This is a genomic window from Streptomyces sp. NPDC058231 (assembly GCF_042882275.1).
GTDB lineage: Bacteria > Actinomycetota > Actinomycetes > Streptomycetales > Streptomycetaceae > Streptomyces.
Window position 1 is genome coordinate 39,993 of sequence record NZ_JBHVWN010000021.1, and the last position, 21,948, is coordinate 61,940.

Below are 21,948 nucleotides of genomic sequence, written 5' to 3' on the forward strand. Positions count from 1 at the left end.
GCACCGTATCGTCGCAACGTCGAGAGTAGGGCGCCAGTGCGTCGGGACGCAACCGTTTCGTCGTTACGGACTATCATTCACGTCATGACCACCGACCCGGGAACCCGCCGCCGTGTCCCCGCCGGAGCCGCTGTGCTGCGCGAGGACGTCACCGATGCCATCCGCAGCGCCGTCTTCGACGAACTGGCAGCGGTCGGCTTCGCCCGGATGTCGATCGAGGGCATCGCCCGCCGTGCGGGCGTCGGCAAGACCGCCGTCTACCGTCGCTGGAAGTCCAAACTGGCCCTGGTTCTCGACCTGGTCTCCGCCGTAGCGGTCCAGGGCATGCCGGCCCCGGCCACCGGCTCGCTGTACGGGGACGTGCGCGCCGTACTCCAGCTGGCCTCCTACGCGCTGCGCCACCCCGTCGCCTCGCAGGTCATCCCGGATCTGCTGGTCGAGGCGGCCCGCAACCCGGAGATCTCCGAGACGATCAAGGCGGCCCTGCTGGACCCGCAGCAGGGCATCGCCGCCGTCGTCGTCCGGGACGCCGTCGCCCGGGGCGAGCTGCCCGAGGGCAGCGACCCCGACCGCGCGCTCGACCTGATCGTCGGCCCGCTCTACTGGCGGCTCGCGGTGGTCCGCGGTGAGCTGCCCAAGGGGTACCTGGACGACCTGGCCGCCTCGGCGGTCTCCGCCCTCAGGAAGAGCTGACCGCAGGCCGCTCCACGCTCCGCCCGGCCTCCGGTGCCAGCAGCCGGTCCGCGACCCTGGCCGCCGCCCCGCCGTCGTCCAGGTCGCAGAAGTCCCGGCGGAAGCTCTCGTACGCATCCGCGTGCCGCTGCGCGGACGCGGCCAGCGTGCCTGGGTGACGGAGCGCCCGGGCGATCTCGTCCGTGCCGACCAGCAGCGGGCCCGGGGCACGGGTCTCGAAGTCGAGGCAGAAGCCGCGCACCGTGTCGCGGTAGTGCTCCAGGTCGTACGTGTGGAAGAGCATCGGGCGGCCGGTGTGCGCGAAGTCGAACATCAGGCCCGCGTAGTCGGTGACCAGCACGTCGGCGATCAGCAGCAGCTCCGCGGTGTCGGGGTGCGCGGAGACGTCGCGTACGTGCGGGCCGTCCGGCACCGAGCCGGTCACCCGCGGATGCCGGCGCACCAGCACGGTGTGCGTGCCGTCCAGCGCCCGGGCCAGAGCCGCCGGATCGAGCGCGGCGTCCCACCGGTAGCGGTGCGGACCGGAACCGGCGGCGGTGTGGGCCAGCTGGTCCCGGTACGTCGGCGCGTACAGCACCACGCGGTGGTCCGCCGGGACGGCGAGACCGCGCCGGACCCGCTCGGCGGTCTTCTCCCGGTCGGCGGCGAAGAGCAGATCGTTGGCGGGTGAACCGGCCTCCAGGATCTCGCCGTCGTAGCCGAGCGCGCGGCGCAGAACGGGGCCTGCGAAGCGGCTGGGGGAGACCAGCACGGACCACTGGGCCGCGCGGTGCGGGAGGGACGCGAGATCGTGGTGGTCGGCGTAGAGGGAATCCGTCAGATCGGTCCCGAAACGGCCGAGCGGCGCGCCGTGCCAGGTCTGCACGACCGTCTGCCCGGGCCGCCGTTCGAACCACTCGGGGAGCTGGTCGGCGGTGACGATCCGGCGGGCCCGCGCCAGCGCCTCGTACCAGGCGGCACTGTGCTCGACGACCGGCACGGCGGCGGGCGGAACGTGCCCCTGCCGCCCGTCGGTCACCCAGAGATGCTCGGACTCCACGCCCCGGCGCACGAGTTCGCGGTGGACGGCCCGCGGGGAGTCGCCGCCGGTGTACAGCACGGCGTCGCGCAGCGGCAGCCCGCGCTGCGCCGGATAGTAGCTGCTGCGCAGCGCCGCCTGGCGGTACGCGCCCCGCTCGCCGGGCGCGAGGGCCGGCCCGGCGTGCACGGTCAGCCGGTCGCCGTGGCGCCGGTCGAGGATGAACTCACGTACGCCGTCGGTGCGTCCGGTCTCGTGACGGAGCGGCAGGCGGGTGCCGAGCGCGGTCAGTACGCGCACGGGCAGCCCGCCCAGGTACGCGTCCCAGCGGCCCTCGTGGAGGTCCGCCGCGGCCGACGGGGCGAGGAGCGCGGCGAAACGGGCCGTCTCGCCCCCGCCCCCCGGCGGCTGCGGGTAGGTCACCGGGACGGTCACCGTCTCGCGCAGGACGTCGTGCCGCAGGACGAGCTGCGCGGGACCCGCTCCGGCCCCTGCCGTGCCCTCCACCCGCAGCGCCCCGTCCGCCGTCCACCCGGCCCGGTCCACGACCGGCTGCGCGGTCAGGTCCAGCACCAGTTCGCCCGCCGCGTCGGCGAGCGCCGGAAGCGGCAGGTCCGGCGCCGCGCCGAGCGGGACCCGGGAGCCGTCCGCCAGGACCAGCCGTGCCCGCCACCGGCCGCCGGGCTCCGCCTCGACCTCGCGCGGTGCCCGGTGCTGCTGCCGGGGCGCGGCCGCCATCGCGGTGAGGTCCGTGAGCGGGATCCGCACCGCGAAGCGCTCGTCCGCCCGGCACTCGAACGGGTACTGGTACTCGGGCTCCGGCGCCCCTTCGCATGCCAGGGCCAGTGTCCTCGGCCGGACGCCGCCGTACAGCCGCCCGGTCAACTCCAGCTCCGTGCCCGTGCGATGGGACTCGCACCGGGCGGGCAGCCGTGCCACGGTCAACTGCAGCCGCCCGCCCCGGTAGTCGAGCACCGCCCGCCGCCCGTCACCCAGGTCGTGGACGAGGGGCTGGACCGCGGCGGACTCCACGGCCCGTACCGCCGCCCTGCGCGCCACACCGTGCCCGGCGACCATCACCCCGATCAGCCAGTTGCCGGACCCCAGCCGTCGCGGATCGAGCACCATCTCGAATCCGGAGTGGTCGTAACTGTGCAGCTGTTGGCCGGAGTCGACGGTCGCCTCCGGTGCGGGGACGGACCGCACCGGCACGGACCGCAGCCGCCTGCCGTGCGTCGCACGCACCATCCCCATCTTCAGCGAGTGGCGGGGCGCCGCGGCGGACAGATTCCGGATGTACGCGTATCCGCGCAGCCGGAGCCTGCCGTCGTCGCCCCACCGCGCCTGCAGCAGCCTCGCCACCGCCGGGAGATCGGTCCTGGCCAGGCGTGCGCCGTCCGCGACGCCGGGGAAGGCGGCCCGCCGCCGTCCCGGCACCCCCGTGACCGCGAACGTCCCCGCGCCGTTGGCCCGTTCGAAGGCGAGCACCGAGAGCAGCTCGGCCGTCCTGCGCTCCCGTACCAGCTGCCACTTGATCCGCAGCTCCACCGGAAGACCGTCGAGGGCCGCCGGACCCGCACGGTCGAGGAAAGCACCCGCGTCCGCCATGAACGCCTCCCGGTACTCGGGGCCGCCCATCGGCAGCCCCTCCAGGAAGTACACGAAGTCGTCGCGCAGACAGGACGCGTCGTAGCGCTGCCGGGCGCCCCGGTTCCCCTCCCGGTCGCCGAGGAACGCACTGACCCGCTCGCACGCCGAGATCCGGTCCCGTACGCCCTTCACGTCCGTGCGCCGCCGGGTGATCGACCCCTCCCGCACCCGCCAGTAGTAGACGTGCTCGTGCAGCACATCGACGGAGCCGGCGAGGAAGTGCGCGGGGATCATCACCGGGGTGTCCTCGTAGAGCTTCCCCTCCGGGAAGGCGAAGCCGTGACGGTCCCAGAAGGAGCGCCGGAACACCTTGTTCCAGGCGACCCGGTCGGCGAGCAGCCGGGGATCGCGGCTGACGTGGGTGCGGGTGCGGGTCTCCGTCAGCCAGCGGTACTGCCAGGCCTGCTGCCTGCCCTGCTCGGTCAGCCGCCAGACGTTTCCGGTCGCCAGGTCGGAGCCGGTCGACTCCAGTGAGTCCAGCATCCGTTCGTACCCGTCATGGACGACGATGTCGTCGCTGTCGGCGAACGCCAGGTAGGGGACGCCGGGCGTGGTGTGCCGTACGCCCGTGTTGCGCGCCGCGCTCAGCCCCGCGTTGGGCTGGCGGACGTAGCGGAAGCGCCGGTCGCGGGCGGCGAACGCCTCGGCGATCGCCGTGCTGCCGTCCGTCGAACCGTCGTCGACGAGCACCACCTCGACGGCGCCGACGGACTGCTCGGCCACCGACCGCAGACATGGCTCCAGATACTCCTCGACGTTGTGGACGGGGACGACGACACTGAGGCGAGGCTTCATGCCCGGGTCAACCCGGGCGGGCGCCCCGGGTCACCGGCACTGACCCGAACGGGTGAATGCGGGATTCGGCGCACCGTGAGTGCGCGATTACGCTCGGCTGCCATGCTTCTCCCGTCGGTCCGCCTCAGTGTCGTCGTTCCGGTCCACCGCGTTCAGGGATATCTCAGGGCGACCCTGGAGTCCGTGCTCGATGCGCCCGCCACCGGACTCGAAGTGATCGTGGTCGACGACGGCTCGACGGACGGCAGCGCCGCGATCGCCGCCGAGTTCGCCGAACACGACGCACGCGTACGGGTGCTGAGCCTTCCCGAGCACCGCGGCGCGGGGCCGGCGCGCAACGCCGGAGCGGCCCGGGCGCGCGGGACGTACCTGCTCTTCCTCGACGGCGACGACCTGCTGCGACCGGGCGCGCCGGAGGCGATCGCCGACCGGCTGGACCGTGGTGAACCCGATGTGCTGCTCCTCGGCCACGACCACGTCGACTGGTGGGGCGAGACCGCACCCGCCGACGGGCTCCCGTCCGCGCGCAACCGCCTCTTCCGGCGGGAGTTCTGGACCGCGCACGGCCTCCACTTCACCGACGGCCCGTACGAGGACGTCCTCCCCGTCCACCGTGCCGCCCTGCTGGCCGCCGACGCAGGCACCCTCGCCACCCTCGACCTGGTCTGTGTCCGTCACCGCATCCGCCGCGGCGGGACCTTCGCCACCACCCCGGGCCGCCACCACTTCGCGGTCATCGACGCCTACGAACGGCTGCGCACCGAGACCGGCGGCGACCCGCGGATCGAGGAGGCCCGTGCCCGCCATCTGAGCGCCGTGCTCGGCGACCCCGGGCGGATCGCCCCGTCCGACCGTGCCGCCTTCCACCGCGCCGCCGGACTCCCCGGCGGTTACGCCGCGTACCGGGCCCGGCAGGCGGCCCGCGACCGGCGCGCCCGGGCCGCCGCCGCCCTGCGCCGCCGGAAGAAGACGCTGCGCGCCCGTGTCATGCGGGCCGCCTACCGCGCCGACCTGCACCGCCCCCTGGACCCCGGTCTCGCGGTGTACGGGGCCTACTGGAACCGTGGTGTCGCCTGCAATCCGGCCGCCATCCACGCGAAGGCGGCCGAACTCGTCCCGCACATCCGGGGTGTCTGGGTCGTCTCCTCCCGCCACCGGGACCGGATGGAGCCCGGCACCCCGTACGTCATCGAGGGCTCCCGCGCCTACTGGCGGGCCATGGCCACCGCCACGTACCTGATCAACAACTCCAGCTTCCCCGGCGGCTTCACCAAGCGCCCCGGCCAGGTCTACCTCCAGACGCATCACGGCACCCCGCTCAAGACCATGGGCCTCGACCAGCGCGGCTATCCCGCCCTCACCGGCGGCATCAGCTTCGAGAAGATCGTCGCCCATGCCGACCAGTGGGACTTCTCGCTCTCCGCCAACCCGCACACCACCGAGATCTGGGACCGGGTCTACCCGTCCTCGTACGAGCACCTGAACCTCGGTTACCCGCGCAACGACATCTTCTTCACCGCCTCCGCCGCCCGCACCGCGGAACTCCGGGACCGGCTCTCCATCGCCCCCGGTCAGACCGCCCTGCTGTACGCGCCCACCCATCGCGACTACCGCAAGGGCTTCGTCCCGCATCTGGACCTCGAACGCCTGGCCCGCGAACTGGGCCCCGGCCACGTCGTGCTGGCCCGCGCCCACTACTTCTACGGCCGCTCGGCGGGGCTGGACGGTGCCCGGGTGATCGACGTGACCGGGTACCCCTGCGTCGAGGAGCTCTGCCTCGCCTCGGACGCGCTGATCACCGACTACTCGTCGCTGATGTTCGACTACGCCTGCCTGGACCGCCCGATCATCAGCTACGCCCCGGACTGGGCCGCGTACCGGGCCTCGCGCGGCACGTACTTCGACCTGCTCTCCGGCCGCCCCGGAGACACCCCGGGCGCGGTCGCCACCACCGAGGACGGGCTGCTGGAGGTGCTGCGGTCGGGGGAGTGGCGTTCGGAGCACGCGGCCGGGCTCCGCGCCGCGTTCCGGCAGCGCTTCTGCCCGTACGACGACGGGCGCGCCGCCGAGCGCGTGGTGCGACGCGTGTTCCTGGGTGAGGCCACCGATGTCACCCGTTCGAGGCAGTAACCGGTGACCCCCGGCCGTTCACACGGTTGAGCCATACGGACAACCAGGCCCCCGATGAACGGACGTGCTCAACATGCCGCCACGGCTCAGTGTCGTCGTCCCCGTCTACAACGTCGAGCTCTATCTGACGGACTGCCTGAAGTCCCTCGCTGAGCAGACCATGACCGACCTGGAGGTGGTGATGGTCGACGACGGGTCCACCGACGGCAGCGCCGCCCTGGCCGGCTCGTTCGCCGCGCAGGACAGCCGCTTCCGGCTGGTCGCTCAGAAGAACGGCGGTCTCGGGCACGCCCGCAACACCGGTGTCCGCAACTGCGACCCGGGCAGCAGCTTCGTCGCGTTCGTCGACAGCGACGACGTCCTCCCGCCCCGCGCCTACGAACTCCTCGTCGGCGCCCTCGACGAGACGGGCTCCGACCTCGCGTCCGGCAACGTGCTCCGGCTGCGCGCCTCCGGCAAGCTCCAGCAGTCGCCGAACTTCCGCAAGCCCATGGCGACCACCCGGCTACGCACCCACATCTCCCGCGACTGGGACCTGGCCGCCGACCGGATCGCCTGCAACAAGGTCTTCCGCCGGTCCTTCTGGGACGAGCACGCCTTCGCCTTCCCGGTCGGCGCCCTCTACGAGGACATCCCCGTCGTGCTCCCGGCGCACTTCCTGGCCCGCTCCGTCGACGTCGTCAAGGACCCCGTCTACCACTGGCGCGACCGCGCCGGCTCGATCACCACCCGCCGCGCCGTCGTCCGCGGCATCCAGGACCGGGCCTCGCACGTGCTGGGCGTCTCCACCTTCCTGGACGAGCACCGCAGCGCCGCCGAGAAACGCCACTACGAGGCGCATGTCCTGGCCAACGACCTCTGGTACTTCATGGAGGCGCTGCCCGACGGCGACGACCGGTACCGCCGCGCCTTCCTCACGTACGCCAACGAGTTCACCGACCAGGTCGACCCGGCCGTGCTCGACGCGCTGCCGCTGCGGCTGCGCCTGATGTGGCACCTGGTCCGCCAACGGCGGATCGACGAACTGCTGGCGCTGCTCGCCCACGACAAGGCCGAACCGGGTGTCTTCACCGTGCGGGGCGTCCGGCGCCGCAGCGCCTCGTACCCGGCCCTCAGCCGTCCCGTGCCGCGCTCCGTGCTGCGGATCGGCGACCGGGACCTGCCCCTCACCGCCCGGCTGCGCGAGGCACGCTGGCAGGGCGGCAAGCTGCACCTCAAGGGCTACGCGTACATCCGTAACCTGCCGGCCACCGCACGGCACAGCGAATTCCGGGCCGGCTGGCTGCGGGCCGGCCGGCGGCATGTGGTGCCGCTGCGGCTGCGCACGGTCGACGAACCGGAGGCCACCGCCCGCTCCCGGCAGAGCCTGCACGACTACGACCGGTCGGGATTCGAGACGGTCGTCGACCCGGGCAGGCTCCGGATCCGCCCCGAGGGTTCCGTGGAGCGGCTCACCTGGCGCCTCGAGGTCGGCATCGCCGGGCACGGGATGCTGCGCCGCTCCGGCGTCTCCACCGATGAGGCCGCCGCGGCGCCGCCCGTGCACCGGCCGGACGGTGACCACCGGATCGTGCCCGCCTTCGAGAACGGCAGGCTGGTGCTGCACGCCGAGCGGATCGACGCCCGGTTCGAGACGCACCGGGCGGGCGAGACGGCCGACGGGGCGCGCACCGTGGTGATCGACGGCATGATCCGTGACCGCCTCGGCCGGGGACCGCTGCGGATCGGCCTCACCCACCGGCCCTCCGGCACCTCCTTCGACTGCCCGGCAACGGTGCACGAGGGCGGCGCGCCGGCGGCGGCGGGCTGGCGGCGCTTCACCGCCGAGATCCCGCTCGGCGCGGTCGCCGACGCCCGCCCGGACCCGGCCGCGGACACCGTCGCGTACAGCCTCCATCTGGTCGGGCCGGAAGGCCGCAGGACACCGGTCGACGTGCCCGGACCCGTCCGGCCGGGCCGCTACCCGGTCGCCTCCGGCGACGGCAGGCGGGAGCTGGCCCTCACCGCGAGCGCCCGAGGCAATCTGCTGATCAGCGACCGGACCGTGCAGCCCGCCGCGGAGCTGGCGAGCTGGACCGAGGACGGGCTGCTGCTCCTGGAGGGCACCTTTCCCGACGAGCCAGGGTGCCCCGTCGAGCTGGTCGCCCGGCACAGCGGACACCGCGAGGAGGCCGTGTTCCCGGTGGCCCTCGCCGGACCCGCCGAAGCGCGGCGGTTCCGGGCCGTGCTGCGGCCGGACGCCGTGGAGGCACCCGGCGGGGCGCTGCCGCTGGGGGAGGGCCACTGGTACTTCTTCCTCCGCGAGAAAGGCGCCACCGACGACGTCCAGGACATGGCGCTGCGCATCCCGGCCGCCGCCCACCACACCCTGCCCACCGCCCGCACGCTCGCGGGCCGCAGGTACACCGTCGAGCGGCGCCACCACGATCAGCTGCTCGTCAACTGCGCGCCGATGCTCACCGCGGCCGAGCGCGGCGCCCGCGGGAAGCGGCTGCTGCGCGAGGCGTACGGGCAGCAGCGCACCGTGCCGCTGCGCCCCACCGTCCTCTACAGCAGTTTCGACGGCCGGCAGTACTCCGACTCACCGCGCGCGATCTACGAGGAACTCGTTTCCCGCAGCGTCGAGTTCGAGCACCTGTGGGTGGTCCGTGACCAGCAGGCCCGGATCCCGGCCGGCGCCACCGCCGTCGTCCACGGCTCCGCCGCCTGGCACGAGGCGCTCGCCCGCAGCCGCCACATCGTCACCAACACCCAGCTGCCGGAATGGTTCGAGCGGCGCGAGGGCCAGACCGTCGTCCAGACCTGGCACGGCACCCCCCTCAAACGGATCGGTCTCGACCTGGCGGGCACCGCCCAGGCCAACACCGGCTACATCGCCACCATCGAGCGCCGCGCGAGCCAGTGGAGCGTCCTGGTCTCCCCGAACAGCTTCTCCACCCCCGTCCTGCGGCGCTCCTTCGGCTACCGCGGCGAGATGCTGGAGTGCGGTTATCCCCGTAACGACCTCTTCCGCGCATCCGACCGGGTCAAGGTCGCCGCCGCGGTACGGGAGCGGCTCGGGATCCCCGAGGGCAAGCGGGTCGTGCTCTACGCGCCGACCTGGCGCGAGGACCGGCCGCAGGGAGGCGGCAGGTACGCCCTCGACCTGCAGCTCGACCTGGCCGCCGCCGAGCGTGAACTCGGGTCGGACACCGTGCTGCTGGTGCGCCGTCACTACCTGGTGACCGACCGGCTCCCGGACAGCGGCAGCGGCTTCGTACGGGACGTCTCGCGCTACGGGGACGTCGGTGAGCTCATGCTGATCAGCGACGCGCTGGTCACCGACTACTCCTCGCTGATGTTCGACTTCGCGCAGACCGGCCGGCCGATGCTGTTCCATACGTACGACCTCGCCCATTACCGCGACACCCTGCGTGGTTTCTGTTTCGACTTCGAGAACCGCGCCCCCGGCCCCCTGATCCCCGAATCCTCCGACCTCGTCGAGGCGCTGCGTGATCCGGTCCTGGCCACCGCGGGACACGCTCAGGCGTACGAGGCGTTCCGCCGGGACTTCTGCGATCTGGACGACGGTCATGCGGCTCGGCGGGTGGCGGACCGGATGCTCTAGCCCGCGCGGCGCCGTTCGCAGGTGCCGGCTCCCGCACCGCCGCGGGACCGGCACCGGACCCGGTGTCCGAGCGGCGGTGGGCGGGAATCGGCGCGTGGAATGCGAACGGTGTGAACCGTTCGAGTGATGTGCGCCGTCCGTTGTACGTGCAGTTGGGCAGGGAATCGATTCATCTGCCCGCTTAAGTATGTTGATCGGCGAGATGACCCACTTCTGGTTGCTACGTTCTGTTTTCATGGGTAACCCACTGTGGTGCGACATCGGGAGAGTGCGGCGGGCGAGAGTCGGCGTACTCGCCGCCGCGGCCGTCGGACTGCTTGTCAGAATGCTGATCGCGGCCAACACGCAAGGCCCCGCCGATGTGCGCTTTTTTCAAGGCTTCGCAAAGAACATCGCCGTTTACGGTCCTATTCGAATTTATGAGCAGCCGTTGCCGGGGCTACCCGTCTACAACCATCCGCCGCTGGCCGGATGGATGCTTCTCGGGCTGCATGAACTTGCCGCAATCGGAATTCCGTTCGGGACGCTGATCCGGTCACCCGCCTCGATCGCGGACTTCTTCTGCGCACTTCTCGTGTTCGAGATCGTCCGGCGGCGCCGCTCCCTCCGTACGGCCGTCGCCTGCGGGGTCGGTGTGGCCTTCAGCCCCGTACTGATCGCCACGTCCGGGTACCACGGCAACACCGACGCGGTGGCCATCACCTTCGCCCTCGCCGCCGCGTACCTGCTCGTCGACCGGAAGGCGCCGCTGGCCGCCGGGGTGACCGCCGCACTGTCGATCAGCGTGAAGTTCATCCCGGTCGTGGCGGTTCCGGCACTGTTCGCCGTAGCGCTGCGCGGCGGGCGTCCGGTCTTCGTCCGCTTCACCGCGGGGTTCACCGCCCTCGTCGCCCTCGTCTGGGGGCCGGTCCTGGCGACCGTGCCGGAGAACCTCACGAAGAACGTCCTGGAGTACGCGGGCGGCAACTACCGCCTCTGGGGGATCGTCCGGTTCGCGGACGTGCTCGGGCTGCCCGATCCGCTGATCGCCTTCGTCCGCGGCGAGGGCCACTACCTCTTCGTACTGATCTGCGTGGCCGCCGGCGTCTGGCTGGCCCGGGCGCGGCCCTCGCAGCTGCCCGGGGCCGTCGCGGTGACCATGGGCCTGCTGCTCCTTCTCTCCACCGCCTCCGGCCTTCAGTACCTGACCTGGGCGGCGGCCGCGATGTTCGTCGTCGGGTTCTGGCAGGGCCTCGCCTACAACTGCCTGCTCGGCTGGACCGTCGTCCTCGGCTACCAGGGACGCTCCGCCGTGCACTGGAGCGAGACGGTGCTGCTGCTCGGCGCCGCCGGCTGGTTCGTCCTCGCGATCGGCCTGGGCACCGGCGTCCGCAGGATTCTCGCCGCTCCGTCGGGCTCGTCACCGGCACCCCTCGCCGAACAGGTGTCGGTCACCGCGCCCCGCACCTCGCAACCGTCCGGTTCCGCTGCCAACTGACCGCACCGAGCACGACTGGAGAACTCCCCGTGAAGGAAAGCACGAGCCCCAGGATCGGCATCCTGGTGGTCGCGTACAACGCCGAGACGACGCTGGAGAGCACCCTCGACCGGATTCCGGAGGATTTCCGGTCACGGATCTCCGAGGTCCTCATTCTCGACGACGCGAGCCATGACGCGACCTTCACCGCCGGATGCCGTTGGTCGCAGACACAGGGGCTGCCCCGGACCATCGTGATGCGGCACACCAAGAACCTCGGTTACGGCGGAAATCAGAAGGCCGGATACGCGCTGGCCGCCGAACACGGTCTCGACATCATCGTGTTGCTGCACGCCGACGGCCAGTACGCCCCGGAATTCCTTCCCGACATGGTCGCGCCCATCGAACGCGGCGAATGCGAGGCCGTGTTCGGATCACGGATGATGAAGTCCGGCAGCGCCCTCAAGGGCGGTATGCCCGTGTACAAATGGCTCGGCAACCGCATCCTCACCCGGCTGGAGAACGGACTTCTCGATTCGGAGCTCACCGAATTCCATTCCGGCTATCGCGCCTACAGTGTCGCGGCGCTCAAGAAACTGCCGATCGACCGGAACACCGACGCGTTCGACTTCGACACGCAGATCATCGTGCAGCTGCTCCACGAAGGCATGCGGATCAAGGAGATCCCCGTACCGACGTACTACGGCGACGAGATCTGTTACGTCAACGGCGTGAAGTACGCGAAGGACGTCGTGAAGGACGTCCTCGAATACCGTCTCGCCGTCAAAGGGTTCGGCACCTGCGCCTGGATCCCGAAGCCCGTCGAGTACGCCTTCAAGGAGGGCGACGGCTCCTCGCACGCCTTCATCCTGGAGCGGATGCGGACGCTGCCGCCCGGACGGGTCCTCGACCTGGGCTGCTCCGGCGGCCTGTTCGCGCAGCGGCTCGAAGCACTCGGCCACGAGGTGACCGGCGTCGACTTCGTCGAGGTGCCCGGCGTCCGTGAGAAGTGCACGCACTTCCACCTCGCCGATCTGGAGAACGGGCTGCCCGCCGAGATCGGCCGCGGCTTCGACTATGTGGTCGCCGGCGATGTCATCGAGCACCTCTCGCGCCCCGAACGCGTCCTCGCCGAGGTGGCGACCGTGTTGCGGCCGGGCGGCCATGTGCTGCTCTCCGTACCGAACTTCAGCCACTGGTACTCACGGCTGCGGGTCGCACTCGGAATCTTCGACTACGACCGGCGCGGCATCCTCGACGAGACGCATCTGCGTTTCTTCACCCGGGCCAGCCTCCGCCGCACCGTCCGGAACGCGGGCTACGACGTCCTCGACCTCGCCTCCACCGGGGCGCCGTTCTGGACCCTGCTCGGTGGCCGGGGTTTCGTCGCCGCGCTGCTGGGCGGGGTGTCGAAGCTGCTGACCCGGATCCGGCCGACGCTGTTCGGATATCAGCACGTCGCACTGCTGACCCCGCATGCGGCCGAGACGATCATCGCTGGAGAGCACGTCGATGTTCAGGACATCATCAACCGACAGTACGTCCCTGCCGACCGGGTCGAGGTCTGAGAACGAGGCTGTCATCGCCTCCGTGCCCGCCCCCTCACGGCCTGCCGGGCCACCGCCTGCCGTCGCAGTCAGGAGCAACGCCTTGACCCTGCCCAGTCTGATGCTGCTCCTGACCGCCGTGTTCGCCTCGGCGGGCGGGCAGATCATGCTCAAGCACGGAATGAAGGGTGCCGCGGCCACGGCCGGCCGCGAGGGCGGCTCCCTCGCGATGCGCGCCGCGACCAGCCCGTGGGTCGTCCTCGGCCTGGTCGTCTTCGCGGTCTCGGCGGTCGCCTGGATGGCCACGCTGGCCAAGGTGCCGCTGAGCATCGCGTACCCGTTCAACGCGCTCGGCTATCTGCTGATCGTGCTGGCCGGATCGACCGTGCTGCACGAGCGCACCTCGATGTGGACCTGGGGCGGCTCACTGCTCGTGGTCGTCGGGCTCGTCACGGTCATGGCGGGCCAGCAACGCTGAGTCCGCAGCCGGACGGGCGCGGCGGATCAAGCCCGTCCGGCGACCGCGGACCCGGAGCCGGACGACGGGCCCGGACCGGTCCGCTCTCCCAGCAGAACCTTCCGTACCACCCGTTCCGCCGCGTTCCCGTCGTCGTACGGACAGAACCTGCTCCGGAACGCCGCCCGCAGCGCCGCGTTCTCCGGGCTGTCCCAGCTGCCGTCGAGGAAGATCCGGGCCAGCTCCGCCGTACTGTGGGAGACCGCGCCCGGGGTGTCGCCGGGCTTTCCGGACAGCAGGTCGAAGCAGACTCCGCGGACCGTGCGGTACGTCTCCCAGTCCGGGGCGTGCACCACGATCGGGCGGTCCAGCGCCGCGTAGTCGAACATCACCGACGAGTAGTCCGTCACCAGGGCGTCCGCCGCCAGACACAGCTCCTCGATCCGCGGATGGTCGCAGACATCGATGAGCGTCGGACGGTCCGGCAGCCCCGCACCCTCGTAGAAGTAGTGCGCGCGGACCATGATCACGGTCTCCGGTCCGAGTGCCTCGGTGAGTCGTTCCAGGTCGATCCGGCTGGTGAACGACGCCTCGTAGTCGCGGTGCGTGGGCGCGTAAAGGACGGCGCGCTGCCCGGGACGGACACCGAGCCCGGCCCGGATCTCCGCGATCCGCCCGGCTGTCGCCGTGGCGAGGACGTCGTTGCGCGGGTAGCCCGATTCGAGTGAGCGCGCGGCACTCGGATAGGCCCGGGACCACACCTCCGTGGAGTGCGGGTTGGCGGAGACGCTCCAGTCCCAGCGGTCGACCCGCTGCAGCAGCCGGTCGAAGTTCAGCCCCTGTGCCGCCGCCGGATACTCCTGCTGGTCCAGGCCCATGATCTTCAGCGGGGTGCCGTGGTGGGTCATCACGTGGATCTGACCGGGGCGTTTGACCAGGTGGTCGGGGAAGTTGACGTTGTTGAAGAAGTACGTGGCGCGGGCCAGCAGCCTCCAGTAGCGGCGGGTACCCGGCACCACGTGGTCGATGCCGGACGGCAGTGTGGGCACCTGCTTCTTCGACACCACCCACACGCCGCGCACCGAGGGCGCCAGCTCCCGGGCCTTGTGGAAGATCGCCTCCGGATTGCAGCTGACCCCGCGGTTCCAGTACGCGGCGTAGACGGCGAGCTCGCGGTCGAGCGGACGCCTGCGCTGCCACCAGTAGTACCGCGCCGACAGGGTGCGCTTCGCCCGTGCGCGCACTGCGGAGGGCACGGAGCGCACCCCCCGGCGCAGGGCGAGGACCCCGTCGAGGAGCCCGAGCGCCGCGTACCGGCCGGCCCCGAGCAGCCGCGGCCGCAGCCCTCTGGCGCCCGGGGGGAAACGATGCCCCTCGGGCCGGTGCGCGCGGTGGAACGCGGCCACGGCCCGTGCGTACCGCCTGCGCCGCCGCACCGACGGGTATCCGGCCAGGAGTTCCTGGCCGGCCCGTTCGAAGAGCGGGGCGCGCAGCTGGTGCAGGGCCGGCCGGTCCCGGAGGAACATCATCAGCCCGGCGTAGGCCTCGACCAGCTCGTGCGGTGCGGTGCCGTCCGTCGGCTCCGACTCGTCGGCGAGGTCGGGCAGATGGCGCTGCTGACGGTGTTCGACGCAGGCCTCGGCGAGGACGGCGACGGAGGCGGCGGCGGCCAGCGTCTGGAGGGCGTAGATCCGCTCGCCGTGCTGTCCCGGGCCGAAGCTCAGTTTCTCGGACTCGTGGAGGGTGCGGCGTACGGCCCGGTTCCAGGAGACCGGGGCGATGTCGAGGAGTCCCGGCTGCCCGGCGAGCGTGAGCGGGCCTGCGGGCAGCTCGCCCAGCAGCTCCAGCGACCGCGTCGGCCGGGGACGCCCGCGGAACGGCCGTTTGTGATGGCCGAACAGCAGCAGTTCCGGATCGCCGGTGTCATCCAGCCGGTCGGCGACGGCCCGCAGCGCGCCGGGCAGCAGCACGAAGTTTCCCTCCAGGAAGAGGAGGTAGTCGCCGAGCGCCCGTTCCGCCCCGGCGTTGCGCCGGCCGGCGGCGCCCACGCCCTCGCCCGCCGGTAGGTGGATGACCTGCATCCGGCCGTCCCGGGCCGCGAACTCGTCGAGCAGCAGCCCCGAACCGTCCGGTGCCCCGTCGTCGACACCGATCACCTCGATGTCCGCGAACGACTGCGAGAGCACCGACTCCAGGCACTCGCGCAGCTGTCCGCGGGCGCGACGGACGGGGATGATGACACTCAGCCGGGGCATACACGCTCTTTCTCGGTCACTGGCGCACGGCGGCGGACAGCGGGACAGCAGGGGCAGCGGGCGGGGCGGCGGGACGGGGCCGGCGATCAGGTCCCCTTGACGGAGCGCGCCCCGGCCAGGTCCCGGCCGGCGGGCTCCGCCTGCCGGTCCGCCGGCACGACCGCGCCGCCCGCGGCAGCGGCCGGGACGGCGGGGGACGCCGGATCGGTCGCGGGCGCCGGCACGGAGACGGGCGCCGGGCGCGGCTCCGACGCGGACACCTCGACGGCCTCCTCGCCCAGGAAGACCCGGCGCACCACCCGCTCCGCAGCGTGCCCGTCGTCGTACGGACAGAACCGGGCCCGGAACGCGGCCCGCAGCTGCGCGGAGCGGGAGCCGCGCCAGTGACCGGTGGCGAAGATGTCGAGCAGCTCGTCGTCGCTGTGCACGATCGCGCCGGGCGGGCAGGAGCGCAGGTCGAAGTAGGTGCCGCGGGCGGCCTCGTACGCCTCCCGGTCACCGCTGTGGATGACGATGGGCCGGTCCAGGTTGGCGTAGTCGAACATCAGCGACGAGTAGTCGGTGATCAGCGCGTCGGAGGCGAGCGCGACCTCCTCGACCGACGGGTGACCGCTGACGTCGATGATCCGCGGATGCGTCCGGCGGACCGGCGGAGCCCCGTACGAGTAGTGCGCGCGGGTCAGGATCACGAAGTCCGGACCGAGCGATCCGATCAGGCGCTCCAGGTCGAGGACGGGGTGCTGGGTGCGCCGGTAGTCGCGGTGGGTCGGGGCGTACAGCAGGGCGGTGGCACCCACGGGGACGCCGATCGACTCGCGCAGCCGCGCCACGTCGGCGGCGGTGGACCGCCGGAAGAGGTCGTTGCGCGGATGGCCGTACTCGAGCGTCGTGCAGCCGGCGGATGCCGAGGGGTAGGCCTTCTCCCACACGAGCGTGGAATGCCGGTTCGCCGAGAGGGAGAAGTCCCACTTGTCGACATTGGCGAGCAGCTGCTCGAAGTCCATGGCGCGGGCGGCCGCGGGGCGGTCCTGAAGGTCCAGGCCCATGGACTTCAGCGGGGTGCCGTGATGGGTCTGGAGCAGGACCTGGCCGCGCCGCTTCACCAGCCGCCGGTCGAAGTTGACGTTGTTCACCAGGTACTTGGAGCGGGCGAGCGCCTGCCAGTAGCGGTACGTCCCCGGGGTGAGCGGCCGGGTGCCGGCCGGAACGGTGTGGGCGTCCTCGGCACGGCAGATCCAGGAGGTGCGCAGTCCGGGCACCAGTTCGCGGGCCTTCGCCTCGATCGCCGCCGGGTTGCAGGCGTAACCGCGGTGCCAGTACGCAGCGAACACCGCCCGGTCCGCGCGGACCGGCAGCCGCAGCTGAACGCGGTAGTACAGCTGGAGCGAGGCGGCCCGTACCGCCCGGCGCACCGCGCCGGAGAGCCGGCGCAGCCGCCCGCGCACCAGCTGCGCCGACCAAAGGGCGCGGTACGTACGGTGCGCCCCGGCCCGGATCAGTCCGTGACGCAGCCGGGCACGGTGCGGGGCGGGGGCGCCGGGGGCGCGGTAGCGGCCGCAGTGGGCGCGGGCACGGCGGAAGAACTCGGCGTGGCTGCCGCGCGGCAGCCTGCCGCGGGTGGTGAACAGCGTCGAGAAGTGGTCGAGCATCCGGCGGAAGATCACCGGTCGCCAGGCGGCGAGCGCGGGGCGCGCGTCGATGAACGCGAAGACGCGGTCGTACTGGTCGAAGATGTCGAAGTGCTTGCGGCTGGTGGTGGAGAGGATGTTGCCCTGGCGCCGCTGCCGGTAGCCGACGCACACCTGGTCCAGGACGGCGATCGAACCGGCGGCCATCAGGACCGGGTAGGTCCAGGGCGTGTCCTCGTAGTAGCCGGGCGGGAAGGCGAACCCCTCGGCCTCGACGAACCCGCGGCGGTACGCCTTGTTCCAGACGACCATCAGGACCTTCAGCAGCCCGGGCCGGGCGGCGAGCGTGAAGGTGGCCGGGCCGGTCTCGGCGAGGTGCTCGGCGAAGTTGTTGCGCACGCTCTCGCCCGTCCAGTACGTGCGGGCGTAGTCGTAGACCAGGACGTCCGGGTCGCCGGTCTCCGCGATCCGGTCGGCGATGCTGCGCAGGGCGCCGGGAGTGAGTGTGTCGTCGCTGTCCAGGAAGATCAGGTAGTCGCCGGTGGCCTGAGCGATCCCGGCGTTGCGGGCGAGGCCCAGGCCCACGTTCTCCGGCAGGTGCAGGGCGCGCACCCGGCTGTCCCGGGCGGCGAATTCGTCGATGATCGCGCCGCAGGAGTCGGGGGAGCGGTCGTCGACCGCGATGATCTCGAAGTCCTCGTAGGACTGGGTCAGTACGGAGTCCAGGCTCTCGTGCAGATACGCCTGAACCCGGTACGCGGGCACGATGACACTGAACCTGGGCACAACACATCCATGGGTCGTTCGCTGGCGCGGGCGGGTGGTCCGCAAACGGCCGATGGAGTGCGAGGGTTACGCCGAACGTGGCATTCGTGCGAAATGCCAGGTGGGGCGGGTCCCGTTTCGAGTGACGGGACCCGCCCCACGTTGACGCGCGGCCGGTGGACTTCCGGGATGCGGTGACGGCTACTTGACCGCGCCCGCCATCACGCCGGAGACGAACTGGCGCTGGAACGCGAAGAAGACCGCCAGCGGGATCACCATCGACACGAAGGCGCCGGGCGCCAGCACGTCGATGTTGTTGCCGAACTGCCGTACCTGCTGCTGCAGTGCGACGGTGATCGGTGGTGAGTCGGAGTCCGCGAAGATCAGCGCGACCAGCATGTCGTTCCACACCCAGAGGAACTGGAAGATCCCGAGCGAGGCGATCGCGGGACCGCCCAGCGGCATCACCACCCGGGTGAAGAGCCGGATCTCGCCCGCCCCGTCGAGCCGGGCCGCCTCCAGGAGTTCGCGCGGGATCTCCGCGAAGAAATTCCGCAGCAGGAAGGTCGCGAACGGCAGACCGAAGGCGGTGTGGAAGAGGATGACGCCGAAGGTCGTCTCGAAGATCCCTATCTCGCCGAAGAGTTTGGAGACCGGGACGAGGGCGACCTGCACCGGAACCACCAGCAACCCGACGACCAGCAGGAACCACCAGTCGCGGCCCGGGAATTCCATCCAGGCGAAGGCGTACCCGGCGAGCGAGCCGATCACCACGACCAGGACCGTCGCCGGCACGGTGATCAGCACCGTGTTCCACAGGGAGTGGGTGATGGTCGGGTTGTCCAGCAGCCGGCTGTAGTTGGCGAAGGTGAGCTCGGACGGTGCGGTGAAGACCTTCCACCAGCCCGTGGCCGCGATCCGGTCGGCGCTGCGGAGCGAGGAGAGCAGCAGCCCGATGGTCGGCATCAGCCAGAACAGGCCCACCAGGACGAGGAAGACCCGCATCGCGCCGCCGCCCGCGCGGGCCGCGAGGCGTGCTCCGAGGGACTCCCCGGCCTTCGCCGTACCGGTACTCGTGGCGGTGCCGGTGCCCGTGACCGTGGTCGGCGCTGTGGTCATCGGCGCCCCTCCTTCCGTATCCGGCGGATATTGAAGATCATCACCGGGATCACCAGCAGCAGCAGGAGTACGGCGATGGCGCTGCCGATCCCCAGGTCCGCGTCCGTGCCGAACGAGGACCGGTACAGCTGCAGCGCCAGGACGTTCGCATCGTCCTGGGAGGAGCCCGGGGCGATGATGAAGACCAGGTCGAAGATCTTCAGGACATTGATCATCAGGGTGACCAGCACCACCGCGAGGACGGGGGCGAGCATCGGCACCGTGATCCGGCGGAACACCTGCCACTCGTTCGCGCCGTCCACCCGGGCCGCTTCGAGGAGTTCACGCGGCAGACCCGCGAGTCCCGCCGCGATCAGCACCATGGCGAAGCCCGCCCACATCCAGACGTAACTCCCGATGATCCCGGGTGTCACCAGCGTCGGCCCGAGCCAGTCGACCCCGTTGTACGGCTCCTTGAAGTTCGAGGCGGGGAGGGTGAGCCGGGCGCCGTCCGCCGACGCGGGCAGCGTGAACGTACCGTCCGCGGCCGCCGTCGCCGAGGCGACCACCTTGCCGTCCTTGACCGCCTCGACCTTGAGCCCCTTGAGGCCGAGTTCGGTGGTGTCGATGACGTTGGGCTTTCCGCCGCCACCCCTGGTGAAGTCCAGCCACGCCGTCCCGGTGACCTTCCCGGACCGCGCCGGGGCCGCCTTCGCCGGGTCGGCATCGGCCGGCATCTTCGCGGGCGCCACCCCGACCAGCGGCAACTGGACCGGTGTGCCCGCGTGCACCGGCGCCTTGGTGACGAACGACCCGGCGCCGCCCGCCTTCAGCGGGTGGACGGGCAGCGGGTGCGCCTTCGGATACCCGGCCGACTCGGCGAACGTGTCGTGCACGCCCACCCAGACGGCATTGGCGACCCCGCGCTCCGGCGCCTGGTCGTACACCAGCCGGAAGATGATGCCCGCGGCGAGCATGGAGATCGCCATGGGCATGAAGACGACCAGTTTGAACGCCGTGCCCCACCGGATCCGCTCGGTCAGCACCGCGAAGATCAGCCCCAGCGCGGTGGAGACCGTCGGCGCGAAGACGACCCAGATCGCGTTGTTCTCGACCGCGGTCCGGATGGTGTCGTCCGTGAACAGCGCCTTGTAGTTGTCGAGACCGGCGAAGCCCGTCCCCGCCTGGTCGAGGAACGACCGGTAGACGGAGTAGACGATCGGATAGACCACGAGTGCGCCGAGCAGCACCAGTGCGGGCAGCAGGAACAGCGTCGCGATGGTCTTCCTGGTGCCGGTGACGCTCCTGCTCGGGCGCGTTCCGTCAGGGCGCTCGGAGCGCTCAGGGGGATGCTTGCCGGCGGGGGGCGCCGCGTCGGAGCCCCCCGCTGTCGCTGTCGTCATCCCGTCAGCTCTTGTACGCCTTGGCCGCGTCGGACTCCAGCTGGGCTTGAGTCCCCGCGATGTCCTTCGGGTTCTTCAGGAAGTCCTGGAGGGTCTTCCACTCGCCCTTCCCGGGCGTCCCGCCGAACGACTGCGGGGCCTGGTCGGACATGTCGAACCGGACCGCGTCACCGGCGGCGATCAGTGCCTTCGCCATGGTGCGCTGCACATCGTTCGGATACGCGGCAGGGTCCAGGGACTTGTTCGGCGAGATGAACCCGCCCTGCTCGGCCGCGATCTTCGCGGCGTCCGCCGAGGCCAGCCACGTCAGCAGCGCCTGGGCGCCCTTGCTGTCCTTCAGGGCGACCGCCGCGTCGCCGCCCGTCACCACGGGGGACTCGGCGCCGACCGCCGGGAACGGGAACACCTTGGCGTCCGTACCGATCTTCGCCTTGGTCTGCGCGATGTTGACGCCGACGAAGTCGCCCTCGAAGACCATGGCCCCCTTGGGCTGGTCGCCGCCGGTGAAGGTCTGGGTGACCGATGCCGGGAACTCGGTCTGCAGCGCGCCGTCGGCGCCGCCGGAGATCAGGGCCGGCTTGCCGAACAGCTGGGCCAGCGTGGTCAGCGCGTCCTTGACCGAGGGGTCGGTCCACTTGATCCGGTGCTGGGCCAGCTGGTCGTACTTCTCCGGGCCGGCCTGCGAGAGATAGATGTTCTCGAACCAGTCGGTGAGGGTCCAGCCGTCCGCGCCGCCCACCGAGACCGGGGTGACACCCGAGGCGGAGACCGTCTCGGCCGTCGACAGGAAGTCCTTCCAGGTCTTCGGCTCGCTCGCCCCCGCGTTCTCGAACGCCTTGGCGTTGTACCAGATCAGGGACTTGTTGGCGGCCTTGTAGTAGACGCCGTACTGGGTTCCGTCCACCGCACCGAGGTCCTGCCAGACCTTCGAGTAGTTCTTGGCCAGCTGCGCCTTCGCGTCGGCGCCCACCGGCTTGGCCCACTTCTTCTCCGCGGCCTGCTTGATCGCACCGACCTGCGGGATCATCGCGACGTCCGGCGGCTGACCGCCCGCGATCTTGGTGCCGAGGAAGTTGACGATCGGGTCCTGTGCCGGGACGAAGGTGACGGTGGCCCCGGTGCGCTTCTCGAACTCCTTCAGGACCTTGATGAAGTTGGCCTGTTCGGGCCCGGTCCAGACCGCCGCGACCGAGAGCTTCTCGCCGTCCAGCTTGGGTAAGGCGACACCCGAAGGGGTCTCCTTGCCTCCGGTGGAGCCTCCGTTCGCCTTTTCCTTCCCGCCGCCGTCGTCACCGCAGCCGGTGAGGGCCAGTGCGCCGATGGCGGTGAACACCATCGCGGCCCTGCGAATCCGAAGCGTTGTGCGCATCCCTGCCCCGTCTCTTCCGTGCGCGTGCGCGGACGGGCGGACCGCCGGTCCGGCGGTGCCGCTCGCCCTTCAGGTCG

12 protein-coding genes are annotated in these 21,948 nt (G+C 71.4%); 6 read left to right on the forward strand and 6 right to left on the reverse strand.

The genetic code is table 11. The features are described 5' to 3' along the window. Positions 1-84: 84 nt before the first annotated feature. Entirely contained in the window at positions 85-693 is a 609-nt protein-coding gene (locus tag ACFVXE_RS16980) for a TetR/AcrR family transcriptional regulator (protein WP_389671918.1), read from the forward strand. On the opposite strand, the gene ACFVXE_RS16985 is transcribed toward ACFVXE_RS16980, so the two are convergent. Then, positions 680-4,156, reverse strand: coding sequence for a CDP-glycerol glycerophosphotransferase family protein (locus ACFVXE_RS16985; RefSeq protein WP_389671919.1), 3,477 nt, complete (start codon positions 4,154-4,156; stop codon positions 680-682). The genes ACFVXE_RS16980 and ACFVXE_RS16985 overlap by 14 nt on opposite strands. Before the next feature lie 102 nt (positions 4,157-4,258). Here ACFVXE_RS16985 and ACFVXE_RS16990 point away from each other — a divergent pair, with 102 nt between their 5' ends. From ACFVXE_RS16990 to ACFVXE_RS17010, 5 genes are all read left to right on the forward strand, one after another. Continuing rightward, the gene (locus tag ACFVXE_RS16990) at positions 4,259-6,286 is read left to right on the forward strand and encodes a CDP-glycerol glycerophosphotransferase family protein (RefSeq protein ID WP_389671920.1); all 2,028 of its coding nucleotides are present in this window, start codon (positions 4,259-4,261) and stop codon (positions 6,284-6,286) included. 73 nt (positions 6,287-6,359) lie between these two features. Continuing rightward, complete coding sequence (locus tag ACFVXE_RS16995) at positions 6,360-9,893, forward strand: CDP-glycerol glycerophosphotransferase family protein (RefSeq protein ID WP_389671957.1); 3,534 nt, start codon at positions 6,360-6,362, stop codon at positions 9,891-9,893. A 235-nt stretch (positions 9,894-10,128) separates the two neighbouring features. After that, on the forward strand, positions 10,129-11,370 hold the full coding sequence (locus tag ACFVXE_RS17000; protein WP_389671921.1) for a hypothetical protein: 1,242 nt from the start codon (positions 10,129-10,131) through the stop codon (positions 11,368-11,370). A gap of 29 nt (positions 11,371-11,399) precedes the next feature. Beyond that, entirely contained in the window at positions 11,400-12,917 is a 1,518-nt protein-coding gene (locus tag ACFVXE_RS17005; RefSeq protein WP_389671922.1) for a methyltransferase domain-containing protein, read from the forward strand. An 82-nt stretch (positions 12,918-12,999) separates the two neighbouring features. Continuing rightward, positions 13,000-13,374 (forward strand): hypothetical protein, encoded by a 375-nt coding sequence (locus ACFVXE_RS17010; protein WP_389671923.1) that lies wholly within the window; start codon positions 13,000-13,002, stop codon positions 13,372-13,374. A 26-nt stretch (positions 13,375-13,400) separates the two neighbouring features. Here the strand turns inward: ACFVXE_RS17010 and ACFVXE_RS17015 are convergent, their stop codons facing one another. The 5 genes from ACFVXE_RS17015 to ACFVXE_RS17035 all read right to left on the reverse strand — a co-directional run bounded on the left by ACFVXE_RS17015 (position 13,401) and on the right by ACFVXE_RS17035 (position 21,871). After that, a complete protein-coding gene (locus ACFVXE_RS17015; protein ID WP_389671924.1) occupies positions 13,401-15,608 on the reverse strand; it encodes a CDP-glycerol glycerophosphotransferase family protein in 2,208 nt (735 codons plus the stop codon). Positions 15,609-15,694: 86 nt separating this feature from the next. Next, positions 15,695-18,022, reverse strand: coding sequence for a CDP-glycerol glycerophosphotransferase family protein (locus ACFVXE_RS17020; RefSeq protein ID WP_389671925.1), 2,328 nt, complete (start codon positions 18,020-18,022; stop codon positions 15,695-15,697). Between the two features lie 180 nt (positions 18,023-18,202). Next, positions 18,203-19,120 (reverse strand): carbohydrate ABC transporter permease, encoded by a 918-nt coding sequence (locus ACFVXE_RS17025; RefSeq protein WP_389671926.1) that lies wholly within the window; start codon positions 19,118-19,120, stop codon positions 18,203-18,205. Beyond that, entirely contained in the window at positions 19,117-20,502 is a 1,386-nt protein-coding gene (locus ACFVXE_RS17030) for a carbohydrate ABC transporter permease (protein WP_389671927.1), read from the reverse strand. Before ACFVXE_RS17030 ends, ACFVXE_RS17025 begins: the two co-directional genes overlap by 4 nt. Before the next feature lie 4 nt (positions 20,503-20,506). Further along, positions 20,507-21,871, reverse strand: coding sequence for an ABC transporter substrate-binding protein (locus ACFVXE_RS17035; RefSeq protein WP_389671928.1), 1,365 nt, complete (start codon positions 21,869-21,871; stop codon positions 20,507-20,509). Positions 21,872-21,948 lie beyond the last annotated feature (77 nt).